This is a genomic window from Methylobacterium sp. FF17, from assembly GCF_025813715.1.
Taxonomy (GTDB): domain Bacteria; phylum Pseudomonadota; class Alphaproteobacteria; order Rhizobiales; family Beijerinckiaceae; genus Methylobacterium; species Methylobacterium flocculans.
In genome coordinates this window covers 3464547-3487623 of the sequence record NZ_CP107532.1, presented here as the reverse complement: position 1 = coordinate 3487623, position 23077 = coordinate 3464547, and the positions used below count along the sequence as shown (strand labels likewise).

The 23077-nt window shown below is 63.3% G+C and carries 19 protein-coding genes, 1 tRNA gene and 1 pseudogene; 11 read left to right on the top strand and 10 right to left on the bottom strand.

Translation table 11 applies throughout. The features are described from left to right. Window positions 1-14: 14 nt before the first annotated feature. Window positions 15-803: a flagellar basal body L-ring protein FlgH gene (gene flgH, locus OF380_RS16445; protein ID WP_264045800.1), complete on the top strand. Its 789-nt coding sequence runs from the start codon at window positions 15-17 to the stop codon at window positions 801-803. Between the two features lie 85 nt (window positions 804-888). On the opposite strand, the gene dksA is transcribed toward flgH, so the two are convergent. After that, complete coding sequence (dksA, locus tag OF380_RS16440; RefSeq protein ID WP_056186249.1) at window positions 889-1308, bottom strand: RNA polymerase-binding protein DksA; 420 nt, start codon at window positions 1306-1308, stop codon at window positions 889-891. 551 nt (window positions 1309-1859) lie between these two features. On the opposite strand from dksA, the gene OF380_RS16435 reads away from it, so the two are divergent. Further along, a complete protein-coding gene (locus tag OF380_RS16435) occupies window positions 1860-2414 on the top strand; it encodes a YciE/YciF ferroxidase family protein (protein WP_264045797.1) in 555 nt (184 codons plus the stop codon). A gap of 78 nt (window positions 2415-2492) precedes the next feature. Here OF380_RS16435 and OF380_RS16430 read toward each other — a convergent pair whose 3' ends face one another. Next, on the bottom strand, window positions 2493-2915 hold the full coding sequence (locus OF380_RS16430) for a flagellar assembly protein FliX (RefSeq protein WP_264045794.1): 423 nt from the start codon (window positions 2913-2915) through the stop codon (window positions 2493-2495). Window positions 2916-3152: 237 nt separating this feature from the next. On the opposite strand from OF380_RS16430, the gene OF380_RS16425 reads away from it, so the two are divergent. The 3 genes from OF380_RS16425 to OF380_RS16415 are packed head-to-tail and all read left to right on the top strand — an operon-like array spanning window position 3153 to window position 5185. Next, window positions 3153-4295: a flagellar basal body P-ring protein FlgI gene (locus OF380_RS16425; RefSeq protein ID WP_264045792.1), complete on the top strand. Its 1143-nt coding sequence runs from the start codon at window positions 3153-3155 to the stop codon at window positions 4293-4295. A 46-nt stretch (window positions 4296-4341) separates the two neighbouring features. Beyond that, entirely contained in the window at window positions 4342-4707 is a 366-nt protein-coding gene (locus tag OF380_RS16420) for a rod-binding protein (RefSeq protein ID WP_264045790.1), read from the top strand. After that, window positions 4700-5185 carry a hypothetical protein gene (locus OF380_RS16415; RefSeq protein WP_264045789.1) on the top strand — a complete coding sequence of 162 codons (486 nt, stop codon included), beginning with the start codon at window positions 4700-4702 and terminating at the stop codon, window positions 5183-5185. Before OF380_RS16420 ends, OF380_RS16415 begins: the two co-directional genes overlap by 8 nt. Before the next feature lie 26 nt (window positions 5186-5211). Here OF380_RS16415 and OF380_RS16410 read toward each other — a convergent pair whose 3' ends face one another. From OF380_RS16410 to OF380_RS16395, 4 genes are all read right to left on the bottom strand, one after another. Further along, window positions 5212-5529 carry a porin gene (locus OF380_RS16410; RefSeq protein ID WP_264045787.1) on the bottom strand — a complete coding sequence of 106 codons (318 nt, stop codon included), beginning with the start codon at window positions 5527-5529 and terminating at the stop codon, window positions 5212-5214. A 148-nt stretch (window positions 5530-5677) separates the two neighbouring features. After that, on the bottom strand, window positions 5678-7492 hold the full coding sequence (locus OF380_RS16405; RefSeq protein WP_264045785.1) for a hypothetical protein: 1815 nt from the start codon (window positions 7490-7492) through the stop codon (window positions 5678-5680). Window positions 7493-7500: 8 nt separating this feature from the next. Then, the gene (gene flgK, locus OF380_RS16400; protein ID WP_264045783.1) at window positions 7501-9378 is read right to left on the bottom strand and encodes a flagellar hook-associated protein FlgK; all 1878 of its coding nucleotides are present in this window, start codon (window positions 9376-9378) and stop codon (window positions 7501-7503) included. Window positions 9379-9423: 45 nt separating this feature from the next. Next, a complete protein-coding gene (locus OF380_RS16395) occupies window positions 9424-10815 on the bottom strand; it encodes a flagellar hook protein FlgE (protein WP_264045782.1) in 1392 nt (463 codons plus the stop codon). A 253-nt stretch (window positions 10816-11068) separates the two neighbouring features. On the opposite strand from OF380_RS16395, the gene OF380_RS16390 reads away from it, so the two are divergent. Next, the gene (locus OF380_RS16390) at window positions 11069-11536 is read left to right on the top strand and encodes a BLUF domain-containing protein (RefSeq protein WP_264045780.1); all 468 of its coding nucleotides are present in this window, start codon (window positions 11069-11071) and stop codon (window positions 11534-11536) included. 55 nt (window positions 11537-11591) lie between these two features. Continuing rightward, the gene (locus OF380_RS16385) at window positions 11592-12044 is read left to right on the top strand and encodes a response regulator (RefSeq protein ID WP_264045779.1); all 453 of its coding nucleotides are present in this window, start codon (window positions 11592-11594) and stop codon (window positions 12042-12044) included. 31 nt (window positions 12045-12075) lie between these two features. Here the strand turns inward: OF380_RS16385 and OF380_RS16380 are convergent, their stop codons facing one another. The 3 genes from OF380_RS16380 to OF380_RS16370 all read right to left on the bottom strand — a co-directional run bounded on the left by OF380_RS16380 (window position 12076) and on the right by OF380_RS16370 (window position 15593). Then, complete coding sequence (locus OF380_RS16380) at window positions 12076-12867, bottom strand: DUF2189 domain-containing protein (RefSeq protein WP_264045777.1); 792 nt, start codon at window positions 12865-12867, stop codon at window positions 12076-12078. A 232-nt stretch (window positions 12868-13099) separates the two neighbouring features. Further along, entirely contained in the window at window positions 13100-14719 is a 1620-nt protein-coding gene (locus tag OF380_RS16375) for a peptide chain release factor 3 (protein ID WP_264045775.1), read from the bottom strand. 121 nt (window positions 14720-14840) lie between these two features. Then, window positions 14841-15593, bottom strand: coding sequence for an SDR family oxidoreductase (locus OF380_RS16370; RefSeq protein WP_264045773.1), 753 nt, complete (start codon window positions 15591-15593; stop codon window positions 14841-14843). A 96-nt stretch (window positions 15594-15689) separates the two neighbouring features. On the opposite strand from OF380_RS16370, the gene OF380_RS16365 reads away from it, so the two are divergent. Together OF380_RS16365 and OF380_RS16360 are read left to right on the top strand one after the other, a co-directional pair. Continuing rightward, window positions 15690-15764: transfer RNA gene (locus tag OF380_RS16365), tRNA-Gln, on the top strand. 99 nt (window positions 15765-15863) lie between these two features. Continuing rightward, entirely contained in the window at window positions 15864-17909 is a 2046-nt protein-coding gene (locus tag OF380_RS16360) for a DUF6538 domain-containing protein (RefSeq protein WP_264045771.1), read from the top strand. A 206-nt stretch (window positions 17910-18115) separates the two neighbouring features. Here the strand turns inward: OF380_RS16360 and OF380_RS16355 are convergent. Continuing rightward, a pseudogene (locus OF380_RS16355) lies at window positions 18116-18981 on the bottom strand (IS3 family transposase); the annotation flags it as partial. Window positions 18982-19156: 175 nt separating this feature from the next. Here OF380_RS16355 and OF380_RS16350 point away from each other — a divergent pair. Continuing rightward, entirely contained in the window at window positions 19157-19918 is a 762-nt protein-coding gene (locus OF380_RS16350) for a toll/interleukin-1 receptor domain-containing protein (protein WP_264045769.1), read from the top strand. A gap of 324 nt (window positions 19919-20242) precedes the next feature. Further along, window positions 20243-22885 carry a patatin-like phospholipase domain-containing protein gene (locus tag OF380_RS16345; RefSeq protein WP_264045767.1) on the top strand — a complete coding sequence of 881 codons (2643 nt, stop codon included), beginning with the start codon at window positions 20243-20245 and terminating at the stop codon, window positions 22883-22885. Window positions 22886-23077 lie beyond the last annotated feature (192 nt).

Genomic DNA, 23077 nt, shown 5'->3' with positions numbered 1-23077 from the left:
TGACCCATTCCGCGATGACCCACCCTTCGACGATCCGCCACTCGACGTGCCGCGCGGCGCGCCCCGGGCTCTCCCCGGCCCTTGCGGTTGCGCTGCTCTGCACCGCGCTGGGTGCCTGCAACACCGCCGATCGCCTGTCGCAGATCGGCGCGACGCCGGCCCTCTCGGCGATCGAGGATCCCACCACACAGGCGGGGTACCGGCCCGTGCGCTTGCCGATGCCCGACATCCAGCCGGTCTCCTACGCGCCGAACTCCCTCTGGCGCACCGGCTCGCGCGCCTTCTTCAAGGACCAGCGGGCCGCCCGCATCGGCGACCTCGTAACGGTCAAGGTGAACGTCACGGACAAGGCCAACCTGAGCAACGAGACCAAGCGCTCGCGCTCGAACGCCGAGGGGTTCGGCCTGCCCAACGCCTTCGGCCTGGAGAACAACGCCGGGGTCGCGGCGGCGGGCATCGCGGCCGATAAGCTCCTCAACGCCACCTCAACCACGTCGAGCGACGGGGCCGGTTCGGTTCAGCGCAACGAGACCGTCACCACCAGCGTGGCCGCCATCGTCACGCAGATCCTGCCGAACGGGAACCTCGTGGTGGAGGGCAAGCAGGAGATCCGCATCAACTTCGAGGTGCGCGAGCTCATCGTGGCCGGCGTGGTGCGACCCGAGGATATCGAATCGGACAACACCATCGATTCGAGCAAGATCGCACAGGCGCGGATCGCCTACGGCGGCCGCGGCCAGATCACCGATGTGCAGCAGCCGCGCTACGGCCAGCAATTGGTGGATGTGATCCTGCCATTCTGAGGCAGGATCGGTCATTCGACCGCGTGACCGGGTCGGAAGGGCGTCGGGGCGAGGCCCCGCGCCGCCGGGGGGCGTCGCGGCGGTCTCAATCGTCCCGGTAGACGCGCTCCCGCCGCTCGTGGCGCTCCTGCGCTTCCAGGGAGAGCGTCGCGATCGGGCGGGCGTCGAGGCGCTTGAGGGAGATCGGTTCGCCGGTCTCCTCGCAATAGCCGTAGGACCCATCCTCGAGCCGGGCCAGGGCGGCGTCGATCTTGCCCGTCAGCTTGCGCTGGCGATCCCGGGCCCGCAACTCGATGGACCGGTCGGTCTCGGAAGAGGCCCGATCCGCCAGATCGGGATGATTCTCGTTCTCGGTCTGTAATGCGACGAGGGTATCCTGGGCCTCCCGCAGGATATCGGACTTCCAGCCGAGCAACTTGCGACGGAAATACTCCCGTTGCCGATCGTTCATGAACGGCTCGGTCTCGCTCGGTACGTATCCATCCTCGATCGTGATCTTCGCCATTCGCGCCTCTTGCAGCCGGTCCGCGGCGATCATTTTGCGTGGCTATAATGCAGGGGGCAGGCCACGACAACGCATCGCGCGCACAGCGCGCTGCAATCCTCATGGATGTTTTGCGCGCTGCGGCAAACACGCAACGGCTGCAAAAGCCGCTTTGACCATGCGTGCACTGCAACAGCGGACGCTTTCTGTCAGCGCCGACCTAACCTGCGTTAAAATGCAGGGAGCTTCCGCTTGTGTGTGACGGAGCGGACGTGGGGACAGACGCCGCCGCATACGGAACCCGAAGCACCGCGTCACGTTGGGCTCGGCCACGTCGGACACCAAAGATGAGCTTACGTGGAACACGGATCGAACGATGCAATTTTCGCTCTCTCGCCCGGTGTTTTGCAGGCTTACGAAGTTCGGGTCCTGTTCGGTAACGGGATAGGGTTCGTCGGTGATCCCTGAACATCACGAGATCGGCTAACTGAAGACTGGCATCCTGATCGTCATCGGCGTCGGATGCTGCTTCGAATTCCTGATATAAATTAAATCTACCTGGAGACAGCATCATGGCCACCAAGACCAAGACCCTGCACGATGCGTTCTATGAGACGCTGAAAGACGTCTACTACGCCGAGAAGCAGTCAGTACGGGCACTGAAGAAGTCCGCCAAGGCGGCCGAGCATGAGCAGCTTCGCAGTGCCTTCGAGACTCACGCGGAAGAGAGCGCCGAGCAGGTCGAGCGGCTGCAGCAGGTCTTCGAAATCATCGGCAAGCCGGCCCGCGCCAAGACTTGCGAGGCCATGCAGGGGATCACCTCCGAGATGGAGGAGGATCTCGAGGATTTCGCCGGCAGCCCTGCCGCCGATGCCGTACTCGCTGCGTGTGCGCAGGCCGTCGAACACTACGAAATCGCCCGGTACGGGACCCTGAAGACCTGGGCCCGCCAACTTGGATACGAGGACGCCGCCAAGCTGCTTGAGCAGACGCTCGAGGAAGAGAAGAAGACCGACGCACTCCTGAGCGAAATCGCCGAACAGATCAACGTCGAGGGCAGCGAAGGCGGCGAGATGGCGGAAGAGCCCGAGGAGAAGCCACGCGCCAAGGCGAAGGCCAAGGGCTGACCGAACCGCGCCGCCTGAGGCAGTGCATCATCCGGGAGGGTGTCGGTTCGCCGGCACCCTTCGCCGGATCCGGCGACGTCAGGCGGCGCGCGAGGTCGAGAGCTTGGCGAGTTCAACCGCCGCACGCAGCTCGATGTCGGCGATCAGGCTGTCGAGCCGTGGATCCCCGCTGGAGCCGGTGCGCTCGCCGAGACGCGCGGCGATCGCCTGAAGGTCGCGCGTCGAGACGCGACCCATGATGAGCGACGCCTTCAGCCGGTCCAGTCCATCCAGAAGGTCGCTGCCGCGGCGGGCGGAGCGGCGGCGGCGCTCCTCCGGTGTGTCGGTGTTGCTCTGGAGGGTCAGGATCGCATCGAGCCCCGCCAGGGAAGCCGCCGGAGTCGCGGCGGCGCTGCTGGCCGGCGCGCCGGGATGCGCCACCGTGAAGGAGGGCACGGTCTCGCTCCGACGCGGAGCGCCGGTTTGGGCGGCTGTGGTGACGAAGCGGGTATCGACGCGCATGGAATGGGGACCGTTCGGGGCGGAGACCGCCCGGCGCCGCCAGGATCCGTTGGGCGTGGTTAATCGTTCGTAAACGGCCCGGCAGAACGTGCCGGGTCGGCAGGAAGCGTCCGCGACCGTTGCGGACCGGAGTCCTGGGTCCAGCAGAAAATACTTCAAAGGCAATGGGTTGGCTCAGGGTCGTGTTTGGCACGCTCCTGGCAAGATGTCCGGCATCCGCCCGCATCAAAGTGCGCCATGCCCGATCCACATACCGGCCTCGTCCGAATCTCCCGCTTCGCGCTCGGTCTCCTGGCCGGGCTCGTGCTGGTGTTCGGCCACGCGGTGCCCGCCCTCGCCCTGTCCCGGGTGAAGGATCTCGCCAGCGTGGAGGGCGTGCGCCAGAACCAGCTCGTCGGCTACGGCATCGTGGTGGGCCTCAACGGCACCGGCGACACCCTCAACAACATTCCGTTCACCAAGCAGTCGCTCCAGGCGATGCTGGAGCGACTCGGCGTGAACACGCGGGGCGCCACCATGCGCACGCAGAACCTGGCCGCCGTGATGGTCACCGCGAGTCTGCCCCCCTTCGCCACGCAGGGGAACCGCATCGACATCACCGTCTCGTCGCTCGGCGACGCCAAGTCGCTCCAGGGTGGCACCCTGCTGGTGACGCCGCTGCTCGGCGCGGACGGCGAAGTCTACGCGCTGGCCCAGGGCTCGGTGGCCATCGCGGGCTTCTCGGCCGAGGGAGACGCGGCCAAGATCACGCGCGGCGTGCCCACCAACGGGCGCGTGCCGAACGGGGCGATGATCGAGCGCGAGATGGCGTTCAAGATGAACGACCTGCGCACCCTGCGCCTGTCCCTGCGCAACCCGGATTTCACCACTTCGAAGCGGATCGCGGCCGCGATCAACGACTTCATGGGCGCTGACACCGCCGAGCCCACCGACCCCGCCACCGTGACCCTGCAGATTCCCGCGCGCTACACCGGCAACATGATCCGCCTCGTCACGGAGGTCGAACAGTTGAAGGTCGAGCCCGACCAGACCGCGCGGGTCATCGTCGACGAGCGCTCGGGCATCATCGTGATGGGCCGCGACGTTCGCGTCTCAACCGTGGCGATCGCGCAGGGCAACCTCACGGTCACGATTACCGAGCAGCCCCAGGTGAGCCAGCCCGCTCCCCTCTCCAACGGCGTGACGACCGTGGTGCCGCGCACCGGCGTGAAGGTCGATACCGGCGACGGCAACAAGCTCGCCCTGGTCAAGGAGGGCGTGACGCTGCGCGAACTCGTCGACGGCCTCAACGCCCTCGGGGTCGGTCCACGCGACCTCATCTCCATCCTGCAGGCCATCAAGGCCGCCGGTGCCCTCCAGGCCGATATCGAGGTGATGTGATGTCCGTCCGCACCCTGTCCCGCCTTCCGTTCGCGAGGTAATTCCCATGCTGTTCGCGCCACTCGCCGCCAGCGCCGCCCTCGGGGTCGGCAAGGCCATCGTCGGCGATATTGCCAAGACCGTTCAGGGCACCGCCGCCTCCGCCGCGAGCGCCTCGAAAACCGCGGCCGAGGCCAAGGCCCGCAAGGCTTCGACGGAATTCGAGTCGATGTTCCTGGAGCAATCCCTCGACCGGCTTGCCCAGTCGGAAGGCACCGACGGGCCGATGGGCGAGAACGGCACCGGCGGCGGAGTCTACCGCTCGATGCTCACGAAGGAATATGCCGGCCAGATCGTGAAGAGCGGCGGCGTCGGCATCGCCGACCAGGTGTTTCGCGAGATGATGAAGATGCAGGAGGCCGCCCATGCATAGGCCCGCCGACGCGCCCCTGCGCATCACCGATCCTTCCGGCGCCGCCGCGCATGTGGCCGGCGTGCTCGCGAGCCTCGAAGCGCTGGAAGCCGTGCTCGCCCGCGAAAGTGGCCATGTCCGGGTCGGGCGCCTGCGCGAGGGGCTCGCCGAGACCGAGCGCAAGACTGCCCTCTCCGCCGCCTACCTGCAGGGATTGGAGGCGACGAAGGCCAACGCCATCGCGCTGGCCCGCTTCGCACCGGACGGTATCGCGGCCCTGAAGGCGGCGCATGCGCGCTTCACGCAGGCCGTCGAGGCCAACCAAGCCGTGCTGGCCACCGCCCGCACGGTCTCGGAGGGTCTGGTCAAGACGCTGGCCGACGAGATGAACCGGTCGCTCACGCCCACCGTCTACGGTCACCCGTCGCAGTCGCCCTCGCCCTATGGCCGGGCCGGTGTCGCCCGCAGCCAGCCCCTGGTGCTCTCGCGCAGCCTCTGAGAGGCCGTATCCTCCTCGGGGGACGCCTACGGGCGTCCATGTCCCGCGCGAACGAAGGCCCGGAAGGGGCCGAGGTCGGATTCGGTCCGGGTATCGATGGAGACCTGTCCTGCCGTGATCGGGGCGGTCGCGTGCGGGCCCGCGTCGATACCCCCGACGGCACGTCCGCTGATGCGGATACAGGTGGACGAACCCGGCACGCGCACGAAGCCGGCGCCCTGCTTCGGGCAGGGTCGAAGCGCATCCCGCGTGGGCACATGCGGACGCGCCCGCTCCGCGCCCGAGCCCGGCACCGCCGCCATCAGGGTCGCAATCACCGCGCCTGCGCGAATCGCACGACTCATGGCCTTTGATCCCGTCGTACCCTCGGCACGCGGTAAGCCATCGCGTCCACCGTTCCAAGTCCCTTGCTGAAGCCCACGCCGCGCGCGTGGCGGACCGCGAGCGTTGAGCCCGGAACGCGCGCGTTACAGAGCATGCCGAGTTAGCAGTTCAGCTCAGGTAATTCACCAGGTTCAGCTTCGAGAGCATCGAGGTGACTTGATAGCTCGCCTGGAGCTGCGTCTGCAGTTGCAGCAACTGCGCGGTGACGGTCTCGGCCGGGATATTGTCGACCCCGTCGAGGGAGTTCTCCAGGGCGACGCGGTTCGTCCGGTTCTCGGATTTCGTGTTGGCGAGGGTGCTTGCCGCGAGGCCGAGGTCGCTGGCGATGCCCGGCACGCCGCCCTGCGCGGTGTCCGAGGCGAGCAGGGTTTGGCTGCGTTCGGCGAGCGCGCGAAAGCGCAGGGCATCCACCGTTCCGGCCGTGCCCGTGGTGCCGCCATCGGCCGCCATGACGGCGAGCCCGGCGAGGACGGCCCGAATCGGCGCCTCGTTGGCCTGCACGCCGATGTTGAGCACGCGGTTGGCGCTCACCTGCGCGGTCGCGGTGGCGCGCGGATCGCTGGCGGTGTCGTCGCCAGTGTACCAGATCACGGTCCCCGTGCTGGCCGCCTCGACGTAGCCGGTCTGGCTCTCGTTGACCCGGCGGGGTGCAAGCCCGGCCGATTGCGATCCGGCGAAGAAATCCTGCGATGCGCGAGAGGCCGAACTCGCTGCGAGGGTGGTCGTGGCGGCCCCCTTCAGGGCGTTGTTTACGGCGTTCGAGAGGTTCTTGGCGATGGTGGGTGCGTCACCCACCATCGAGAATTCAGTGGCCGACGCGGCATCGGCGTTGGCCTTGGCCGTCAAGGTCAGCGTCTGGGTCGTCCCGTCGCGCATGCCGACGGTCACCGTCACGGTGTCGCCGGCGGCGGGCGTGGCGCCGACCGCGAGCGTCAGTGAGGCCGGCGTCCCGTTGGCGAAGGTCGCGGTGATCCCGAGACGCTCGGGACCCTGTATCCCCGCCACCGTGGCGCCGCCGAAGTTCTTCTCCAGATCCGTCCCGAAGCGCTTGTTCAGCTCCGCCTCGGCGACGTCCGGGCGCAGGGCGTCGGGGTCGTTGTCGGCGGCCGAGGCCTTGATCGTGTAATCCTTGAAGGTCTGGGTGCCGTCGGGCTGGTTCAGGGTGACGCGGATGCGGTCTCCCTCCTTCGGGACCTCCGCGAGCGTGACGCTCACGTCTGCGGGCGTGCCGCCAGCCGTCGCGCTCGCCTTGATCGCGGTCGGGTTGGAACTCGTCGCGCTCACGAGCCGGAAGCCGAAATTGGCGCGCGTCTCCATTCCGGCCGCATCCGCACCCTCCTCGCTCACGGTCACGGTGGACCCGACTGGCGGGGCTGCCGCGACACGGCCCTGACCGCTTCCGAGGTCTGCCGCCTTCTGTTCGGCGATGAGGACCTTCAGCCCGGCGAGCCCGGCAGCCGGATCGCCGTTGAGGATCGTGTCCGCCGGCGCCACCGGCGGCGAATCCGTCGCCCGACCTCCGAAGATGTACTGGCCGGCCGCGTCGACGTTCAGGGCATCGATGGCGGCGTCGAGGCTGTTGCTCGCGATCTTGGCCGTGTTTGCCTGGGTCGACGTGTTGCTGGCGTTCAGCGAGCGCTGCAGGCTGTCGCCGAGGGTGTTGATCTGCGTCACACTGGCATTGGCGAGTGCGACCCGCGTGGTGGCGCCATTAATCGCGGCGTCGTAGCCGTCGAGGGCGCTCAAGGCCGCATGCGCGCTGAGGCTGGTGGTGCGGCCTGCGCCGAGACCACCATAGGTCGTCGCGGTCTTGCCGCTGGCGAGCTGGTTCGTCAGCGTGTCGAGGCGGCTCTTCAGCCCCACGAGGTTCGCCGTGTTCCGGTCGCTGAGATAGGTGCTGGCGTTGAAGGGCGCGATGCTCATCGGGGCCTCTAGATCCGCAGCAGGGTGTCGAGGAGGTCGCGGGCGGCGGTGAGCACCCGCGCGTTGGCGCTGTAGGCGGTCTGGAGCTGCACCAGCTTGGACATTTCCTCGTCGATGCTCACACCGGAAACCGAGGCGACGCGGGACTGCGCGGTCGCCAGAGCGATGCTCTGTCCCTCGTCCAGGCTCTGGGCCGTGGCGGCGCCGGCCCCCTGCGCGTCGATGATGCGCTGGGCGAAATCCTGGACACTGGCGCTGTAGGGCGCTTCGATTCCGCCGATCCCGCTCGCCGCCGCGAAGGTGCGGTCGGTGCCGGTCAGTGCCGCGTAGAGGAATTGCGGACGGGTCGTGTCGGAGGGGAGCGCGTTGGCGGTGGTGTTGACGAGGTTGGCGGTGTTCGCGACCAGCGCCGGGTTCACGCCGATGCGCTGCGCGAACCCCGTGAGCTGGGAGCCCCCGTCGAACGAGCCGGTATAGAGCTTCCCCTTCGCCGTCCCGTCGAGGAAGAGCGGCACCTGGGCCTCACCGCTCTGGAAGGTGGTCGTGTCCTTCGGCGTCGTGACGCTGGCGCTGATTCCCAGCAGCGTCTGCGCGCCGGGCCCTGCCTTGACGCTGATCCGCAGGCCACCCGCACCGAGGCTCGTCTGGTCTTCCACGATGAAGTCGCTGCCGAGGGCGGCCTGGACAGCCGTGCTCAGGTCGGGATCCGTTCCACGCAGGTCGACCAGGCTGAGCTTGGCTGTCGGATCGTTCAGGTCCGTGAGCTTGATGCTCGGGGTCGGGTCCGACGTGTAGGGCACGAGGACCCGATTATAGGCGATGCCCTGCGCATCCTTGAGGCTCACCGTGATGGTGTTCCCGGCCTTGAGCCCGGTCAGGTCGATATCCATCACCCCCGTCGTATCGGGGGTCGGGGGCGCGCCCGTCACCTGCCGGTCCGACATCGAGCGCGAGAGTCCGGCGGCGAGCTCGTCGAGCTGGCGCTGCGCCTGCGGCAGGATCGTGTCACGCAGCTCGACGCCGGCCGCGAGGGAGCCTGAGCGGATCGCCTTGGCGGCGATCAGGTCGATGCGCGAGCCGCCCGGGGTGGTGGCCGTGATGGTGCCGGCACCGCGCGTCTCTGGATCCGTGGAATAGGCGGCCTCCGGTGACAGGGTGCCCCGGCCGTCGAAGCTCAGGGTCGCCGCCGCGCCGCGGTCCACGAGCGTCATGCCGGACGTGGTGATGACCGAGACGGTGCCGTCGTACTGATCCACCGTTTGGACGTCGAGATAGGCGGACAGGCCGTTGATGGCCTGGTCGCGCTGGTCGAGGAGGTCCGCGCGGGTGCCCTCGTCGGTGGCAGCGGTGACCTGGGTGTTCAGGGTGGCGATGGCCTTGAGGTACTCGCTGGCCTTGGCGGTGTCGCTGCCGAGCTGGCTTTCCGAGGCGGTACGCAGCTGCTGCACGCCGTTCGCGATCGTGCCGATGCTCGAGGCGAGGTTCGCCGCCTTCGAGATCACGGCGGACCGGGCCGCCACGGAGGTGGGGTCGTTGACCAGGCTCTGCAGGGATAAGGCGAAGTCGTTCACCACCCCGTCGAGGGCGGTGGTACTCCCCGGCGTGCCGTAGAGCTGATCGAGCTGCGTGCGCACCGCCGAGAGGGTACCCGTATAGGCCGCGCCGGATGTCTCCATGCGCAACTGCTTCAGGGAGGCCGCGTCGAGGGCGCGCCCGATCGCCCCGATCGAGACGCTGGAATTGCCGACCCCCTGCGCCACCGCGGTGATGGTGCGCTTGGAGTAGCCGACCGTACCGACATTCGCGATGTTCTGCGAGACGACGCCGATGGCGGCCTGGGTCGCCTTCAGGCCGGCGGTCGCGGTGTTGATGGCGTTAAAGCTCACGAGCCCCCTCCCCCGGTATCACGGCACGGCCGGATGTCGGCGTCCTCAACGGATGATGTTCATCAACGCCGACATCATATCCTGCGAGGTCGATATCACCTTCGTGTTCGCCGAATACGCCTGTTGGGTTACGATCATCTTCGAGAACTCGCTCGCAATGTCCGTATTCGATTGCTCGACGTTGCCCCCGATCACGGCCGTCCCATTCAGGCCGACGAGGGGCGTGCCGGAGTCGAGGGTCTGCTCGTAGGTGCCGTTGGAGTTCGCCTTGAGGCCGTCCGAGTTGTTGAACTGGACCACCTTGATGTTCGCGAGCGCGACGGTATTGCCGTTGCTGTAGGTGCCCGAGACCTTGCCGTCCTTGGTGATGCTGAGGTTGTTCAGCGTGCCCGAGCTGTAGCCGTCCTGCGTCAGCGTGTTCGTGGTCACGGTACCTCCCGAGGAGGTGTAGGCGGTCAGGCCACCGCTGCCGTAGTTCAGCTGGATGTTGCCGAGGCTGACATCATCGACGGTCAGGGCCGGAATGGTCACGGCTGTCGTGGTCGGCGAGGTCAGTTGCCCGCTGCTGCTGAATTCGAACGCCGTGCCGGCATTGGTCCAGGAGGTCGAGGTGCTCGTCACCGTGCTCTTGTCGGCATAGAACAGGTTCCAGACGTCCTTGGTGTCCGTTTCCGTGTCCGCATTCTGGACCTTCGCCCAGCGCGTCTGAATGCCCACCGGACCGCCGCTCTCGGTGTAGGCGGTCAGCGAGGGACCGTCGATGCTGCCGTTGATGAAGCTCGCCGAATCCGCTGCCGAAACCGTCTTGGTCCCCGTGCCGGACAGAATGGCGGGGTTCGCGCCGGATGCCAGCGTGCCGAGCAGTTCCGACCCGGCTATGCTCGCATTGGCGTTCTTCGTCGCCGGCGTCTTGGGCAGGTTGGCCGAGTAGGTGATGGTCGATGTCGGTCGGGCCGGCAGGATCGAGTTGGAGATCTTGATCGGGCCCTCGCCGGTGGCCTGGCCCGTGACGGGGTCGAGGCTGTTGCCCTTCAGGTAGGAGCCCGCGCCGTTGACGAGGTAGCCGTCCTTGTCGGGGGCGAAATCGCCGCGTCGCGTATAGAAATCGCTGGCCGAGAAGGTCGATTGTCCGGCGGCGTCGCCGGTCTTGGTCTGGACCGCAAAGAAGCCCTCGCCGTTCAGCGCCATGTTGGTGCCGACCTCGGTGGCGTTCAGGCTGCCCTGGACCGTGGTGGTCTGCCGGGAATTGGCCGCGACCGAACCCGCGACCTGACGGGTCGGCGTCTGCTGCTCGGCGATGAGGTCGACGAAGTTGGTGTCCACCCGCTTGAAGCCGGTGGTCTGCGAGTTCGCGATGTTTCCCGAGATGTTCTCCAGGGAGAAAGACTGCGCCTTCAGGCCGGAAACGGCCGTCTGCATCGCGGTGAAGACATCCATGACCCGGAACCTTGACTGACGAGGGAGCCACCGGAACGCATGCGCACCGGTCCTGATCCCGATCCGCAATCGCTATGCCAACGTCAGACCGTTGATTTGATTGGGTTTTCTCCTGGGATAACCCGGCAGGAAACGCACGGACCGCTGTGACCGGGCAGCTTTTGCCGGGCTCCGGCTCCGGACGCGCGGCGTTTACGCCGCGTTATCGCCGATCTGTCTAACGTCGCCGGATCGAAGGCGATGGATCGCACTCATGAAAGCCAAACGGTCGTCCCTCGTCCACCTGATCTACTTCTCGCGGCTGAACCTCGCGGCCGACGCTCTGTCGCGCACCCGTGAGATCGGAGAGATCACGCGGCAGGCGCAGAAGAAGAACGAGTTCGCGGTGATCACGAGCTTCCTGATCATCGAGCAGAACTTCGCGGCTCAGATCATCGAGGGCGAACGCGCCTCGGTCAGCGAGACCTTCGCCCGGATCAGCAACGATTCGCGCCACCGCGACGTGCAGATCGTCGAGTGGCGCGAGATCCTCAAGCGTGAGTTCGTAAATTCGTTCACCACGGGGGTCCGCGGCCCCGTCAACGACGCGGTCTTCCAGAAGGCAAGTCTGCTGCCGATGTTCCAGCGCGGCACCCCCAAAGGCGCCTCCATCCACGCCCTCGCCCTGACGTTGCAGGCAGAATCGATGACCAAGCAGGGCATCGATCACCTGTTCGTCTGATGATGGACCTGCCCGGAACGACCCCGTCGTCCCGCCCTCGAACCCCTGAAAACCCATGAGCGAGACACCCGCGATCCTCATCGTCGATGACCAGGAAAAGCTGATGAAGCTGGTCATCCTGCTGATGAACCGGCTCGGATTCCCGGATGTCGAGGGTGTGACGGATGCCGTTACCGCCCTGGAGCGCATGCGCCAGCGCCGCTACGCCCTGGTGATCTCGGACCTCGACATGGAGCCGATGGACGGCCTCTCGTTCCTGCGCGAGATCCGCGCGGACGACAACCTGATGAACACGCCGTTCCTGCTCACCGAGGCGTCGTTCGACTTCGAGGACATCAACCTCGCTCACCAGGCGGGTGCGGACGCCTTCATCCTGAAGCCGTTCGACATGTCCGTCCTGAAGTCGAAGCTGAAGCAGGTGATCAACCGCAAGCCGCGCCGGCGCGAGGCGCCCCTCGCCGCCGAATCGGCCCTCAACATCGAGTTTCCGATGCTGGGCAAGTTCTGAGGAGCGTACAGCGGCGCCCCGAACCGCACCCTCAGGCGGGGACGACCCGCCTGTAGAGATGCCAGGTCGCGTGGCCAAGGATCGGCATGACCACCGCGAGGCCGACGAACAGCGGCAGCGAACCGAGGATCAGCAATCCGGCGACGACGGCACCCCAGGCCAGCAGCGTGCGCGGGTTGCGGCGGAAGGCGGCGAGCGAGGTCTCGATCGCGGTCAGCGTGTCCACGTTCCGGTCGACCAGCATCGGCACCGAGACAACGCTGACGGCGAGCACCAGCAGCGAGAAGGCGAAGCCGACGAGATTGCCGATGGCGATCAGGGCCCAGCCGCGCGGCGTGGTGAGCACGTCCCGCGCGAACTCGAGGGCCGAGTCCGGCACCGTATCGCCGTAGAGCGCCCAGTAGATCCCCTGCGCGACGACGAGCCAGCAGGCGAAGACCACCGCCAGGAGCAGCCCGATCCCGATCAGGCCGCCCGCCGCTGGACGGGAGAGGCTGGCGAAGGCGTAGGCCCAATCCGTGGACAGGCCCTGTTCGCGCCGCCGGCTGAGTTCGTAGAGACCCACGGCCGCGAAGGGGCCGATCAGGGCGAAGCCGGCGGCGAGGGGGAACACCAGGGGCAGGACTTCGGCCCCGAGGGCGAAGGTCGCGAGGACGATGCCCACGAGGGGGTAGATCAGGCCAATGAAGAGCGCATGGGTCGGCATCGCCAGGAAATCGTCGACTCCGCGCCGGAGCGCGAAGGACAGGTCGTTCCAGCCGATCGCGTTCACGATCGGGCGGGCCAGGGTATGGCCGAGATCACGGGCAGGGAGTGTCGTCATCGCTCAGACCCTCTTCCGGGAATGACGCTCACGACGTCGGCGCCCAAGTTGTCCGCTGCAGGTCCCGCATCACGAATGCGACGCGGCCATATCCTGCAACGTTGTCTCGCGCGATCGGGCGCCGCGAGCAACTTCCAGTGAGCGTAAGCCCTTTTCGGCCCATTGTCTCCGGCGCGGAAAGCTGAGCCGGAGATTTATTGCCCGGCTGTCCGGCGCTGCCCGGGATCTCCGCTCAAGCGGCGCGCTTCTGGTAGTCCTTGATGTCGCTGAAGCGCAGGGCCGGCGCCCGTTCCTCCTCGTAGCGCAGCGAGAAGGCGGTGGTCGCCATGAAGACCGGCGCCCCGTCGAGGTCGCTCGCCATGGCCGAGCCATGGCTTCCGATGAACTTGTCGAGGTCGGTTTCGGCCTCGGCGGTGATCCAGCGGCAGATCGAGAAGCGAGTCGGCTCGTAGTCGATCGGCAGGCCGTATTCCGCCTGAAGGCGCTCCTTCAGCACGTCGAGCTGCAGAGCACCGACGACGCCGACGATGGCCTGGGACCCGTCATGCGGGCGAAACACCTGCACGACCCCTTCCTCGCCCATCTGCTGGAGCGCCTCCCGGAGCTTCTTGGCCTTCATCGCGTCGGTCAGCTTGATCCGGCGCAGGATCTCGGGGGCGAAGCTCGGAACGCCACGGAACACGATCTCCTCGCCCTCGGTCAGGGTGTCGCCAATTCGCAGCGTGCCGTGGTTGGGGATGCCGACGACGTCGCCCGCGAAGGCCTCGTCCGCGATGGCGCGGTCCTGCGCGAAGAAGAATTGCGGCGCGGAGAGCGACATCGGCTTGCCGGTGCGCACGAGCTTGGCCTTCATGCCCCGGTTCAGGCGGCCCGAGCAGACCCGCATGAAGGCGATGCGGTCGCGGTGGTTCGGGTCCATGTTCGCCTGGATCTTGAACACGAAGCCGGTCATCTTCGGCTCGCCCGGCTCCACGAGGCGCTTGTCGGCATCCTGGCCGCGCGGCGGCGGGGCGAAGCGGGCGAGCCCGTCGATGAGATCGCGCACGCCGAAGTTTCGCAGGGCGGAGCCGAAGAACACCGGCGTCAGGTGGCCCTCACGGAACGCCTCGAGGTCGAAGCGCTTCAGGCCGGTTTCGGCGAGTTCCGCCTCCTCGCGCCAGGTCGCGGCCTCGCCCTCTTCGGTGAGGAGCTGATCGAAGAGCGGATCCGCGACTCCCGTCACCGGCACGGTGCCGGCGTCGTCGGCTGCATCGAGCCGGCGCACCCGGCCGTTGCCGAGGTCGTAGGTGCCGGCGAAGCTGCGCCCACGCCCGATCGGCCAGGTGACGGGGGCCACGTCCAGCGCCAGCACCTTCTCGATCTCGTCGAGGAGCTCGAACGGGTCGCGGGCCTCGCGATCGAGCTTGTTCACGAAGGTGACGATGGGAATGTCGCGCAGGCGGCAGACCTCGAACAGCTTTCGCGTGCGCGCCTCGATGCCCTTGGCCGCATCGATCACCATCACCGCCGAATCGACCGCCGTGAGGGTGCGGTAGGTGTCCTCCGAAAAGTCCTCGTGGCCCGGCGTATCGAGAAGGTTGAAGACGCAGTCGCCGTACTCGAAGGTCATCACCGAGGTGACCACCGAGATCCCGCGCTCCTTCTCGATGCCCATCCAGTCCGAGCGGGTCGAGACGCGGTTGCGCTTGGCCTTGACCTCGCCGGCGAGCTGGATGGCGCCGCCGAACAGCAGCAGCTTCTCGGTCAGCGTGGTCTTGCCGGCATCCGGGTGTGAGATGATCGCGAAGGTGCGGCGCCGGGCGACGGGGTCGGCCTTCACGTCTGCGGGCGTGGTCTCGTTCGGCATCAGCATGGCGGGCAGGAATTCCGGATCCGCGCGCGGCGGTGGGGCGTTCGCGATGAAGGGCGGCGATGGGCTGTTCTGTAGGCGCTTCGGACGCGATGCGCAAAACGCGGCGTCCGGTGCGTGAGACTCAGCCGCGCCCGAGATACGGCATGTTCGTCGCGACCACCGTCAGGAACTGGACGTTGGCCGAGAGGGGCAGGCCGGCCATGTAGACCACCGCATCGGCGACGTGACGGGCATCAATGACGGGTTCGGGCTTGACGCTGCCGTCCGCCTGGCGGGCTCCGACGGCGATGCCGGCCGTCATTTCCGTCTCCGCATTGCCGATATCGATCTGCCCGCAGGCGATGCCGTAGGGGCGCCCGTCGAGGGAGGTCGCCTTGGTCAGCCCGGTGATCGCGTGCTTGGTGGCTGCGTAGGGCGCGGAATGCGGGCGGGGCGCCTGGGCGGCGATGGAGCCGTTGTTGATGATGCGCCCACCTTGCGGGTCCTGCGCCTTCATCATCCGGAAGGCGGCCTGCGTACAGAGGAACGCGCCGGTGAGGTTCACGTCGACGGAGCGCCGCCAATCGGCGAGCGTCACCGCGTCGATCGCCGCGCCCGGCGTGAAGACCCCGGCATTGTTGAAGAGGAGGTCGAGCCGTCCGAAGCGCTCGGCCGTGCGTGCGAAGAGACGGGTTACGGAATCTTCGTCCGCCACGTCCGTCGCGACGGCCTCGGCGTCGATGCCGGCCTCGCGCGCCAGGTCCGACACTGCCGTGAGCGGCTCGAACCGCCGCCCGGCCAGCACCAGATCGTAGCCCGCCCGCGCCAATCCGAGCGCGACCACGCGCCCGATCCCCGAGCCGGCCCCCGTCACGATCGCCGTCCGACCCGTCATGCCCCACCCTCTCCTGTGCATGACGGACCATAAAGCGCCCGCGCACCCCGTTGCCAGCGCTGCAGACTGGGTCTAGACAACGCCACGCCAGCGCTTTGGGGCGTCGCCAAGTGGTAAGGCAGCGGTTTTTGGTACCGCCATTCCCAGGTTCGAATCCTGGCGCCCCAGCCAATCTCCACGCAAGTCTTTGATTTTGCTCTATATTCGCCTTGCGGATTTGGAGCCGGCACACATCTCTGTCGCACATGCCTGTAGCACAGGATGTGCCCCATGCCCGCCATCGTCCATGCCTATCGCCGCGGCGCGACCTATACCTGGCGCCGCCGAATCCCGCAGCCGCTGTGCCGATTTTGTAAGGGCGAAGCGCTTATCGTCAGCCTCGGCACACGCGACCCGCGTCGGGCCCGCTTCCTCGCCGGCCAACTCACGGCCCATTCCGACGATATGTTCCAGCGCGCCATGGCCAACGCCGATCCCGACATCGTCATGAGCCGCCGCCAGCTCGACGGCGTATTCCGCGAGAGCCTGCTCGCTCATCTCGACAAGCTCGATCGCGTCGCCGCCGCCGAGCGCGCCGACCCGAACTTCGATCCCGACGACAGCCGACGTTGCGACCACCGCATGGGGTGGGTTTTTCGCCTGCTGGCCGGTCGAGGTGCTGCCGCCTTCGTCGACGACGGCACGGCCGCGAAGATGGCCGAGCAGGGACTGAGCCGAGAGGATGTCGCCGAGGTCAGCGCCACGCTTGCCGCGATGATCGCGCAAGGCGCGCATCGGATGCCCCAGCAGCGACTCGAAGCACTTCTAATCAACCAGGAGGCCCCGGCAACGTCAGTGAACCTGTCGCTAGCGCAAGAGGTGACGTTTCGCGCGATGGCGACCGCCGCCTTCGCGACCGAGCGTCGCTACGACGGCGCGCGAATCGAAGACGAGGCGAAGCTGGACGCCATCGTCCTCGGCGAAGTCACCGCGATCACACACCCTTTCGCTCCGCTCACCGATGCCGCGGCTTCTCAATCACCGACAACGGCCTCCAAACCTGTGCCGCAGCAGGCGGAGGAGGCCGCGGATCGGGCGTCAGACAGGCCTTCGTCGCCTCGAAAGCCCAGCCCCCGGGTGGAGACTCTCGAAAATCACCCCGTCATCGAGTTCGGCGAGGCGATGATCGCGGCACGCGCCAGGGATGAGGACTGGGATACTAAGACGCAGGTCCAGGCCCGCCAGATCTTCACCCTCTTTGCCAAGCTCTTGTTCGAAAATAATCTGGTGGACGTCGCTGACCTGCGCCAGAGCCACTTCGCCGATCTCGTCGGCCTTCTGCGTGCCGTATCGCCGAGCTATGGTAAGAGCCCGAAGGATCAGTACCGTACCACGGCCGAACTCAGGGCTGTCGGCGCCAAGCTTGCGCCGGAGGCGCGCGGGATCTTGGGTGCCACCCTCAATCGCCACCTAACCTTCCTTGGCCAATTGCTGACCTATCTGAAGGCGCAGGGACTGCCGCTCGACCCCGGCATCAGTGTCGCCCTCCTGCGGGCCAAGACGAAGAACCGGGCTCGCAACAAGCGCGCGGCGCTGACCAACGAGGATGTCGGGGCGATCTTCCGACTGACTTGCTTCACTGGCTGCAAATCCTGGCGGCAACCGTTCGAGCCCGGCCCCGACACGATCCATCGAGCGCTGTATTTTGCGATCATCCTGCTTTACTACACCGGCGCAAGACGGGAGGAAATTTGCGGTCTCCATGTCGATGATGTGGGTGAGCTCGATGGCGTTGCATACATCGATATCAGGCGGAATCAGACGCGGCGCGTCAAGAACGATCAGTCGGTTCGATACATCGCATTGCACCCCGAGATTTTACGCCTCGGATTTTTAGATTACGTTCAAGCTATCAAAAATCTCGGGTACTCCCTTGTGTTTCCGGATTTGAAATCCCCGAGTTCAAGAGCTCCCCTTGGAGATCGGCTCTATGACGAGTTCTTAGAGGGCATGAAGATCGCGATTCCTGATGCCGCCGTCAGGAAGAAAGTGATCCACTCCTTCCGGCATGCCCTGGGCAACAACTTGAAACAGGCGCGGGTCCATACGGAGATCCGCGCGGACATCCTCGGGCATGGCGGCAAGGGTGAGACCGACGAGCGGTACTGTGATCCGATCGCACTGCGCTCCATGCTCGCCGATCTCATCAAGCTACCGGCCGTGACGGCGCATCTCGATGCGCAACCAATTCGGCTGCTCGGTTGGGTTTCCAACAAAAAGCCCGCTCCTTTCGCTCGTCAGTCGAAGCGTGCCGCGAAAGGAGCCTCGCCGCGCTAAGCCTCTGAAGTAGATCAAAGGGCTGCCTATTTCGCCTCTAACCGCTCCGAAATTATTCATTCGAGGTGGAGCATTGGTGTCTCCGGCAGGACTCGAATTCATGCCAATTAACTAGGGAAAATCAAACACTTAGCTGTCTGCCATCAAGCCGATATTATGCGCTCTTGACCACACGTACAAGCGACTTCAGACGCGCGATGCGTGCATCTGTGGGCAGCCATCATCAGTGCAGCTACACTCAGCTCACTGAGCATGTGATCACGCATGGACCGGCCGACGATCTTGCGCGTGGTCAGAACGAGGACGGCAGCCAAGTAGAGCAAGCCCTCGCCCGTTGGCAAATAAGTGATATTGGCTAGCCAGACCGTGTTCGGCCGAGTGGCCTAGAAGCCCTGCGTCAGAAGGTTCGGGGCGATCGGGAGATCGTGGCGGCTATAAGTCGTGCAGGGCCGGAACCGACTCACCGACAGGGCACAGATGCCGTAGCGGCGCATTAGTCGCTCCACTCGCCCGCGGCTGGCTGAACGGCCCTTGGCCAGCAGGGCGGCATGCACCCGTGGGGCATCATAGCGTCGGTGATGGGCGACACGGAACCGCCGGACATCCTCCAGGAGTTGACGGTTGGAGGCCGAGCGGGCACTCTCAGGACTTGACCGCCAGCCATAAAACCCGCTGCGGGACACTTTGAGCGCGCGGCACATGAGACGCACCGGCCACGTGCGTGCATGTTGCTCAATGACGGCGTAGGTCACTTGGGCATTTCCGCGAAGATGCCTGTGACTTTCCTAGGACGTCGCGCTCCATGCGCGTGCGGTCGAGTTCACCTCGCAGGCGCGCGATCTCGGCGGCCTGGTCGGACGGCGCCGCGACCAAGCCTGGAAGTGAGATCCCGATCGATCCAGCCAGCCGCGGTCGGAGCGGGCCCCCGTTTCAGCGCGGCCCGCAACCGCCGTAACGTCGAGGGCTGGATCCCAAGCTCGGCCCCGATCTGCATCTGCGGCTGGCCGCAGCTCTCCAGCAGGGCAACCGCTTCCCGTTTGAACTCGGGCGTCAACTCGCGCTTAGTCTTAATCGTCGGACACCTTCTCGGCCCATGACGAGCTTATCAAAGGTGTCAGTAAAACCGAGGGAGGATCGCCCGCAACTGAGCCCCTAATCCCGACCAAAGCCTGAGCGCTGAGTACGCTTGCAACCGTCCTTTTATCGTAGGAGATTAGTGTGCGTGGACGCGGTTTGGGAAACAACGCATGTCGATGATGAGCAACGGACCTTCTGAGCGGGAACAAAAAAAGCGCGTTTTCATCAGCTACAGCTGGGCAGATGCACATCAAGTAGATCAACTTAAAGAAGCTGTTCGGTCCGCTGGGCTCGATGTTTGGATAGATCGAGATAACATTCTGCTCGGCGACCGACCAGCAGATAAGATTAAAGATGGTATTGCCGGATCTGACTATTTTTTGCTATATATCACGGACAAATCTTCGAAGTCAGAGTGGGTCAAACGTGAAATTTCCTATGCTTTCGAGCTTTCACGGGAGAAGAAGACCACGATCGTACCTGCTCTAACGGACAACGCTGAGCTACCAATTGAATTTAGCGGCTATCTATATATCGATTTTCGTGAATCCTTCGCGAAGGGCCTCGCTCAACTCAGGAGATTTTTCAAGTCACAATCGGAAACGTCAGAGGCGTTGTCCTTTGGATTTCGACAATCCTCTCCAATCAAACATCATGGCGGCCCGAATCCCTGCGTAGACACCTTGGGTCGCGCCAAGCTAGGCAGTCTAAGATACGCGATGTCGGACCGGCTAACGATTGATCAGATCGGCGTCATTTGGTTCGACATATTCGAGCGGCGAATGGATGATGACGTCAATAGACCGAATGTAGCCATGGCATGTGTCGAACTTATAGATAGAGCTCGTCGTGAAAGTTCCTTACCGCAACTTCTGAAAACCATCTGCCGAAATGTGCCGTCTATTGCGAACCATCCTAATCTTATGGACTAAATAAAGTGCCAGAATTAAATTTAATTGTTAATTCAAAGGCCCGAAGCCTACGATACCGATCACCTTAGGATGCATTTGTCATAGTCTTCAGCTTTGGGTGACGCTGGAAACCTGGCATCCCTTATCGTGCCCGCTTGGTACTTCAAGGCGCAGGCAATAAGGCTGGCTCGAGGCTTCATTGAACTTTGCTGGCCATGTCTGCTGAACGCTGGTCGATTAGAAGCATCCGCAGTCGGCACCATGCAAGCCCCAACGATCTAAACAAGCCGGCATATTCGAGCTCACCAATGCTTAGTCCGCACTGAAAATAAAACAATAAGGTCCATGAGCTTTAGTACGAAGATGGGAACAGACGCCGTGCCGCACGTAAGTTGGTTCGATAAATTAAAATCCTACGCCGGCGAAGAGCATCCTTTATTTGACGAGGTGTTTCTACAGCGCTGGGGCGGGCAGATCTGGAATCCCCAGGAGGCAGACAAGAAAGCTGCAAGTATACTCCACACGCAAATTAGCTCGCGAGTTGCGACCCAAGCTATTGGATATCAAGACGGCGACGAGGTCTCTGCACTCGAGAGTGTTTCGCTCCTTTTCGATCGGGCCCGCGAGGCAGCAGATAATAATTTTGGTGCCCGTCATTTTGACGTGGTTGTATGGCATGTCCTCAACACTCACGTTCGGCCATTCACGTCTCGCTGGCATCGCGAGGCGAAACTTGGAGCACTTAAGGCACTGGATTCGACAGACGAGTTTCGCGCCGATTTGAAGAGGCTGCAAACCCTGCTCCAGTGCTTTGACATCCTACTGGTTGACCTACGCGATGATGCGCCGCCGCCGGCGGCCGAACCCGGCCAGAAGGATGACAGCGTACAGCGAGAGGTGCGAACACAGCTCCCATTTGGTATTGATGTCACTTTTGGAAAAATTCACCCGGAAGACGCGGAGGCTATCAACCTAGCTGAGGTTACCGCCATCAAGGCACGTCGGAAGAATTACGGATTAGATATGGACGCGGTTTGCGCATCCGGACTCGCAATTTCAGGCGGTGGGATTCGGTCCGCAACATTTGCACTTGGAATTCTAGTTTCACTCGGCCGCCGGAATCTTCTTCCCCAATTTGACTACCTATCAACCGTATCGGGAGGAGGTTATCTAGGCTCATTTCTCACAACTTTCCTCGCTACTAAGCAGCTGAAAGTAGAAGAGAAGAAAATCGGGTTAAAGTCGTCACAGCAGCCGTTTATCTTGGATAAAGGTGAAGCCCCCGCGTTACGCTACATACGCCACCGAAGCAAATATCTGCAAACTTCTCTATGGGAAAGAATAAAGATTGCTTTTGCTCAAGCGTACGGCATGGCATCGAATATACTGGCTTTATTGGTTGTTCCGAGTACCATCGGATGGATCGAGGCTGGAGTTCGACCAGTCAACGGAAACCCCAGCCCAGATAGTTCAAAATTCTTTTATCTTGCGGTCGCAGCAGCCGTATTTGCGCTGATAATCCCTTCGATAGTACGCTTTATTCCGTATCTCAGAAAATACGCGGACGGCTTGATTGCGCTCGTAAGCAGCATTGCTGTTCTGCTTCTAGCCTGGAATGTACTTGGTTACATTCATAACGGCGTCGCTTCGCTCGGAGAGCGAGCTGGTGGCTGGCTCCTATTCACGTCGGCTGCAATTCCCCTTACAGCATCGGCATTACTCAGCCTGTTAAACCAACAGCACTTTCGCATAAAATTGGTTCTTACAATTCTGGCGGCCCTTGCCGCTCCTGTGCTGTTTTTGGGGATAGAGTTGTATGTATATTTGTGGCTCACTGGGACGGCGTATGGGCCTGCGGATCTCAGTAATCGCTATAGCGTGCTTGGAACTTTATTGCTCGGATTGTGGATTTTTGGGATCTTGCTTGATATCAACTTTACATCGCCACACAGACACTATCGAAGGAAGCTCGCAGAAACTTTTCTTATCCAACCCAAAGATGACATCCCAGATAACATATCATTCAATGCTGACGTATCAACAAAACTTTCCGATTTGCTAATTTCATCGTGCGGCTCTTATCCCCTAATGAACTGCGCTCTCAATGTGCCTGGATCTTCAAATACTACTATACAAGGCCGACTTACAGATTTTTTCCTGTTTAGCCCAGCATATTGCGGTAGTCCGCTGATGCGATATCAGTGTACAAAGACATGGGAGCGCTCAAATCCGAACTTAAACGTTGGAACAGCTATGGCCATCTCGGGCGCAGCCGTTTCCCCTGTTATGGGGATGAATTCGGATAATCGAGCTAGATTTTGGCTTACATTACTGAACGCTCGTCTTGGCTACTGGTTGAGAAAGCCAAACAAGTTACGTCTACTTCCGCCGAATATTTTCTACCTTCTCAAAGAATTACGCGGATCAATGAATGAAAAATCAGGGTTTATCAATGTCACGGATGGGGGGCATATCGAGAATCTAGGGGTTTATGAACTTCTGCGCCGCCGATGCCAATTCATAGTCGCGATCGACGGAGAGCAGGATCCCGAGATGACCTTTCATGGTCTCGCAAACCTGCAGCGATTGGCAGCAATAGACTTTGGGATCCGAGTGGAAATCGACCTAGACGATCTTAGATTACGAGAGACGGGATTGAGTCGGTCGCATTTTCGACTCTGCCGTATCATCTATCCGGGAACCGGAATTCCTTGCGGATATTTGCTTTATGTTAAATTGTCTCTCACTGGTAATGAGGGAGAGTTTCTGCGAAGGCACCGTCTCGATGAGCCGGTCTTTCCGCATCATCCGACCGCCCACCAGAATTTCAGCGAGGTTCAATTCGAAGCTTACAGAGCTTTGGGTGAGCACGTGGGGGAAAAACTGTTCCTAGACGCATTGGTCGGCGACATAAATAAGGAACAAAATGTGGTTCTACAAGACTGGTTCGCAGCTTTAAGCAGGAATTTGCTCAGACCCATTATTTAGCTTAGGTATGTTTTAGCAAAACACCTATAAGCTTTGTTCTATCATGCCAGGGGGCATGTTTCTCCTCCGGATGTACCAAACGAGATTTTTCTTCGGCTCAGTATGCAACCTTAGATGATCTCGATCGATTTGGAAGGCAGATCATTGCCGAAGATCTGCAGTGTATGGTTCGAAAGGCATAAAAGGCCTCTC

Bases quoted from the DNA above. Each gene is read 5' to 3' on its own strand.
- flgH (WP_264045800.1), top strand. From the start codon at position 15: ATGACCCACCCTTCGACGATCCGCCACTCGACGTGCCGCGCGGCGCGC.
- dksA (WP_056186249.1), bottom strand. From the start codon at position 1,308: ATGGCGAAGATCACGATCGAGGATGGATACGTACCGAGCGAGACCGAG.
- OF380_RS16405 (WP_264045785.1), bottom strand. From the start codon at position 7,492: ATGAGCATCGCGCCCTTCAACGCCAGCACCTATCTCAGCGACCGGAAC.
- OF380_RS16395 (WP_264045782.1), bottom strand. From the start codon at position 10,815: ATGGATGTCTTCACCGCGATGCAGACGGCCGTTTCCGGCCTGAAGGCG.
- OF380_RS16415 (WP_264045789.1), top strand. From the start codon at position 4,700: ATGCATAGGCCCGCCGACGCGCCCCTGCGCATCACCGATCCTTCCGGC.
- OF380_RS16410 (WP_264045787.1), bottom strand. From the start codon at position 5,529: ATGAGTCGTGCGATTCGCGCAGGCGCGGTGATTGCGACCCTGATGGCG.
- OF380_RS16345 (WP_264045767.1), top strand. From the start codon at position 20,243: ATGAGCTTTAGTACGAAGATGGGAACAGACGCCGTGCCGCACGTAAGT.
- OF380_RS16390 (WP_264045780.1), top strand. From the start codon at position 11,069: ATGAAAGCCAAACGGTCGTCCCTCGTCCACCTGATCTACTTCTCGCGG.
- OF380_RS16370 (WP_264045773.1), bottom strand. From the start codon at position 15,593: ATGACGGGTCGGACGGCGATCGTGACGGGGGCCGGCTCGGGGATCGGG.
- OF380_RS16420 (WP_264045790.1), top strand. From the start codon at position 4,342: ATGCTGTTCGCGCCACTCGCCGCCAGCGCCGCCCTCGGGGTCGGCAAG.
- OF380_RS16380 (WP_264045777.1), bottom strand. From the start codon at position 12,867: ATGACGACACTCCCTGCCCGTGATCTCGGCCATACCCTGGCCCGCCCG.
- OF380_RS16435 (WP_264045797.1), top strand. From the start codon at position 1,860: ATGGCCACCAAGACCAAGACCCTGCACGATGCGTTCTATGAGACGCTG.
- OF380_RS16430 (WP_264045794.1), bottom strand. From the start codon at position 2,915: ATGCGCGTCGATACCCGCTTCGTCACCACAGCCGCCCAAACCGGCGCT.
- OF380_RS16425 (WP_264045792.1), top strand. From the start codon at position 3,153: ATGCCCGATCCACATACCGGCCTCGTCCGAATCTCCCGCTTCGCGCTC.
- OF380_RS16375 (WP_264045775.1), bottom strand. From the start codon at position 14,719: ATGCTGATGCCGAACGAGACCACGCCCGCAGACGTGAAGGCCGACCCC.
- OF380_RS16350 (WP_264045769.1), top strand. From the start codon at position 19,157: ATGTCGATGATGAGCAACGGACCTTCTGAGCGGGAACAAAAAAAGCGC.
- OF380_RS16385 (WP_264045779.1), top strand. From the start codon at position 11,592: ATGAGCGAGACACCCGCGATCCTCATCGTCGATGACCAGGAAAAGCTG.
- OF380_RS16360 (WP_264045771.1), top strand. From the start codon at position 15,864: ATGCCCGCCATCGTCCATGCCTATCGCCGCGGCGCGACCTATACCTGG.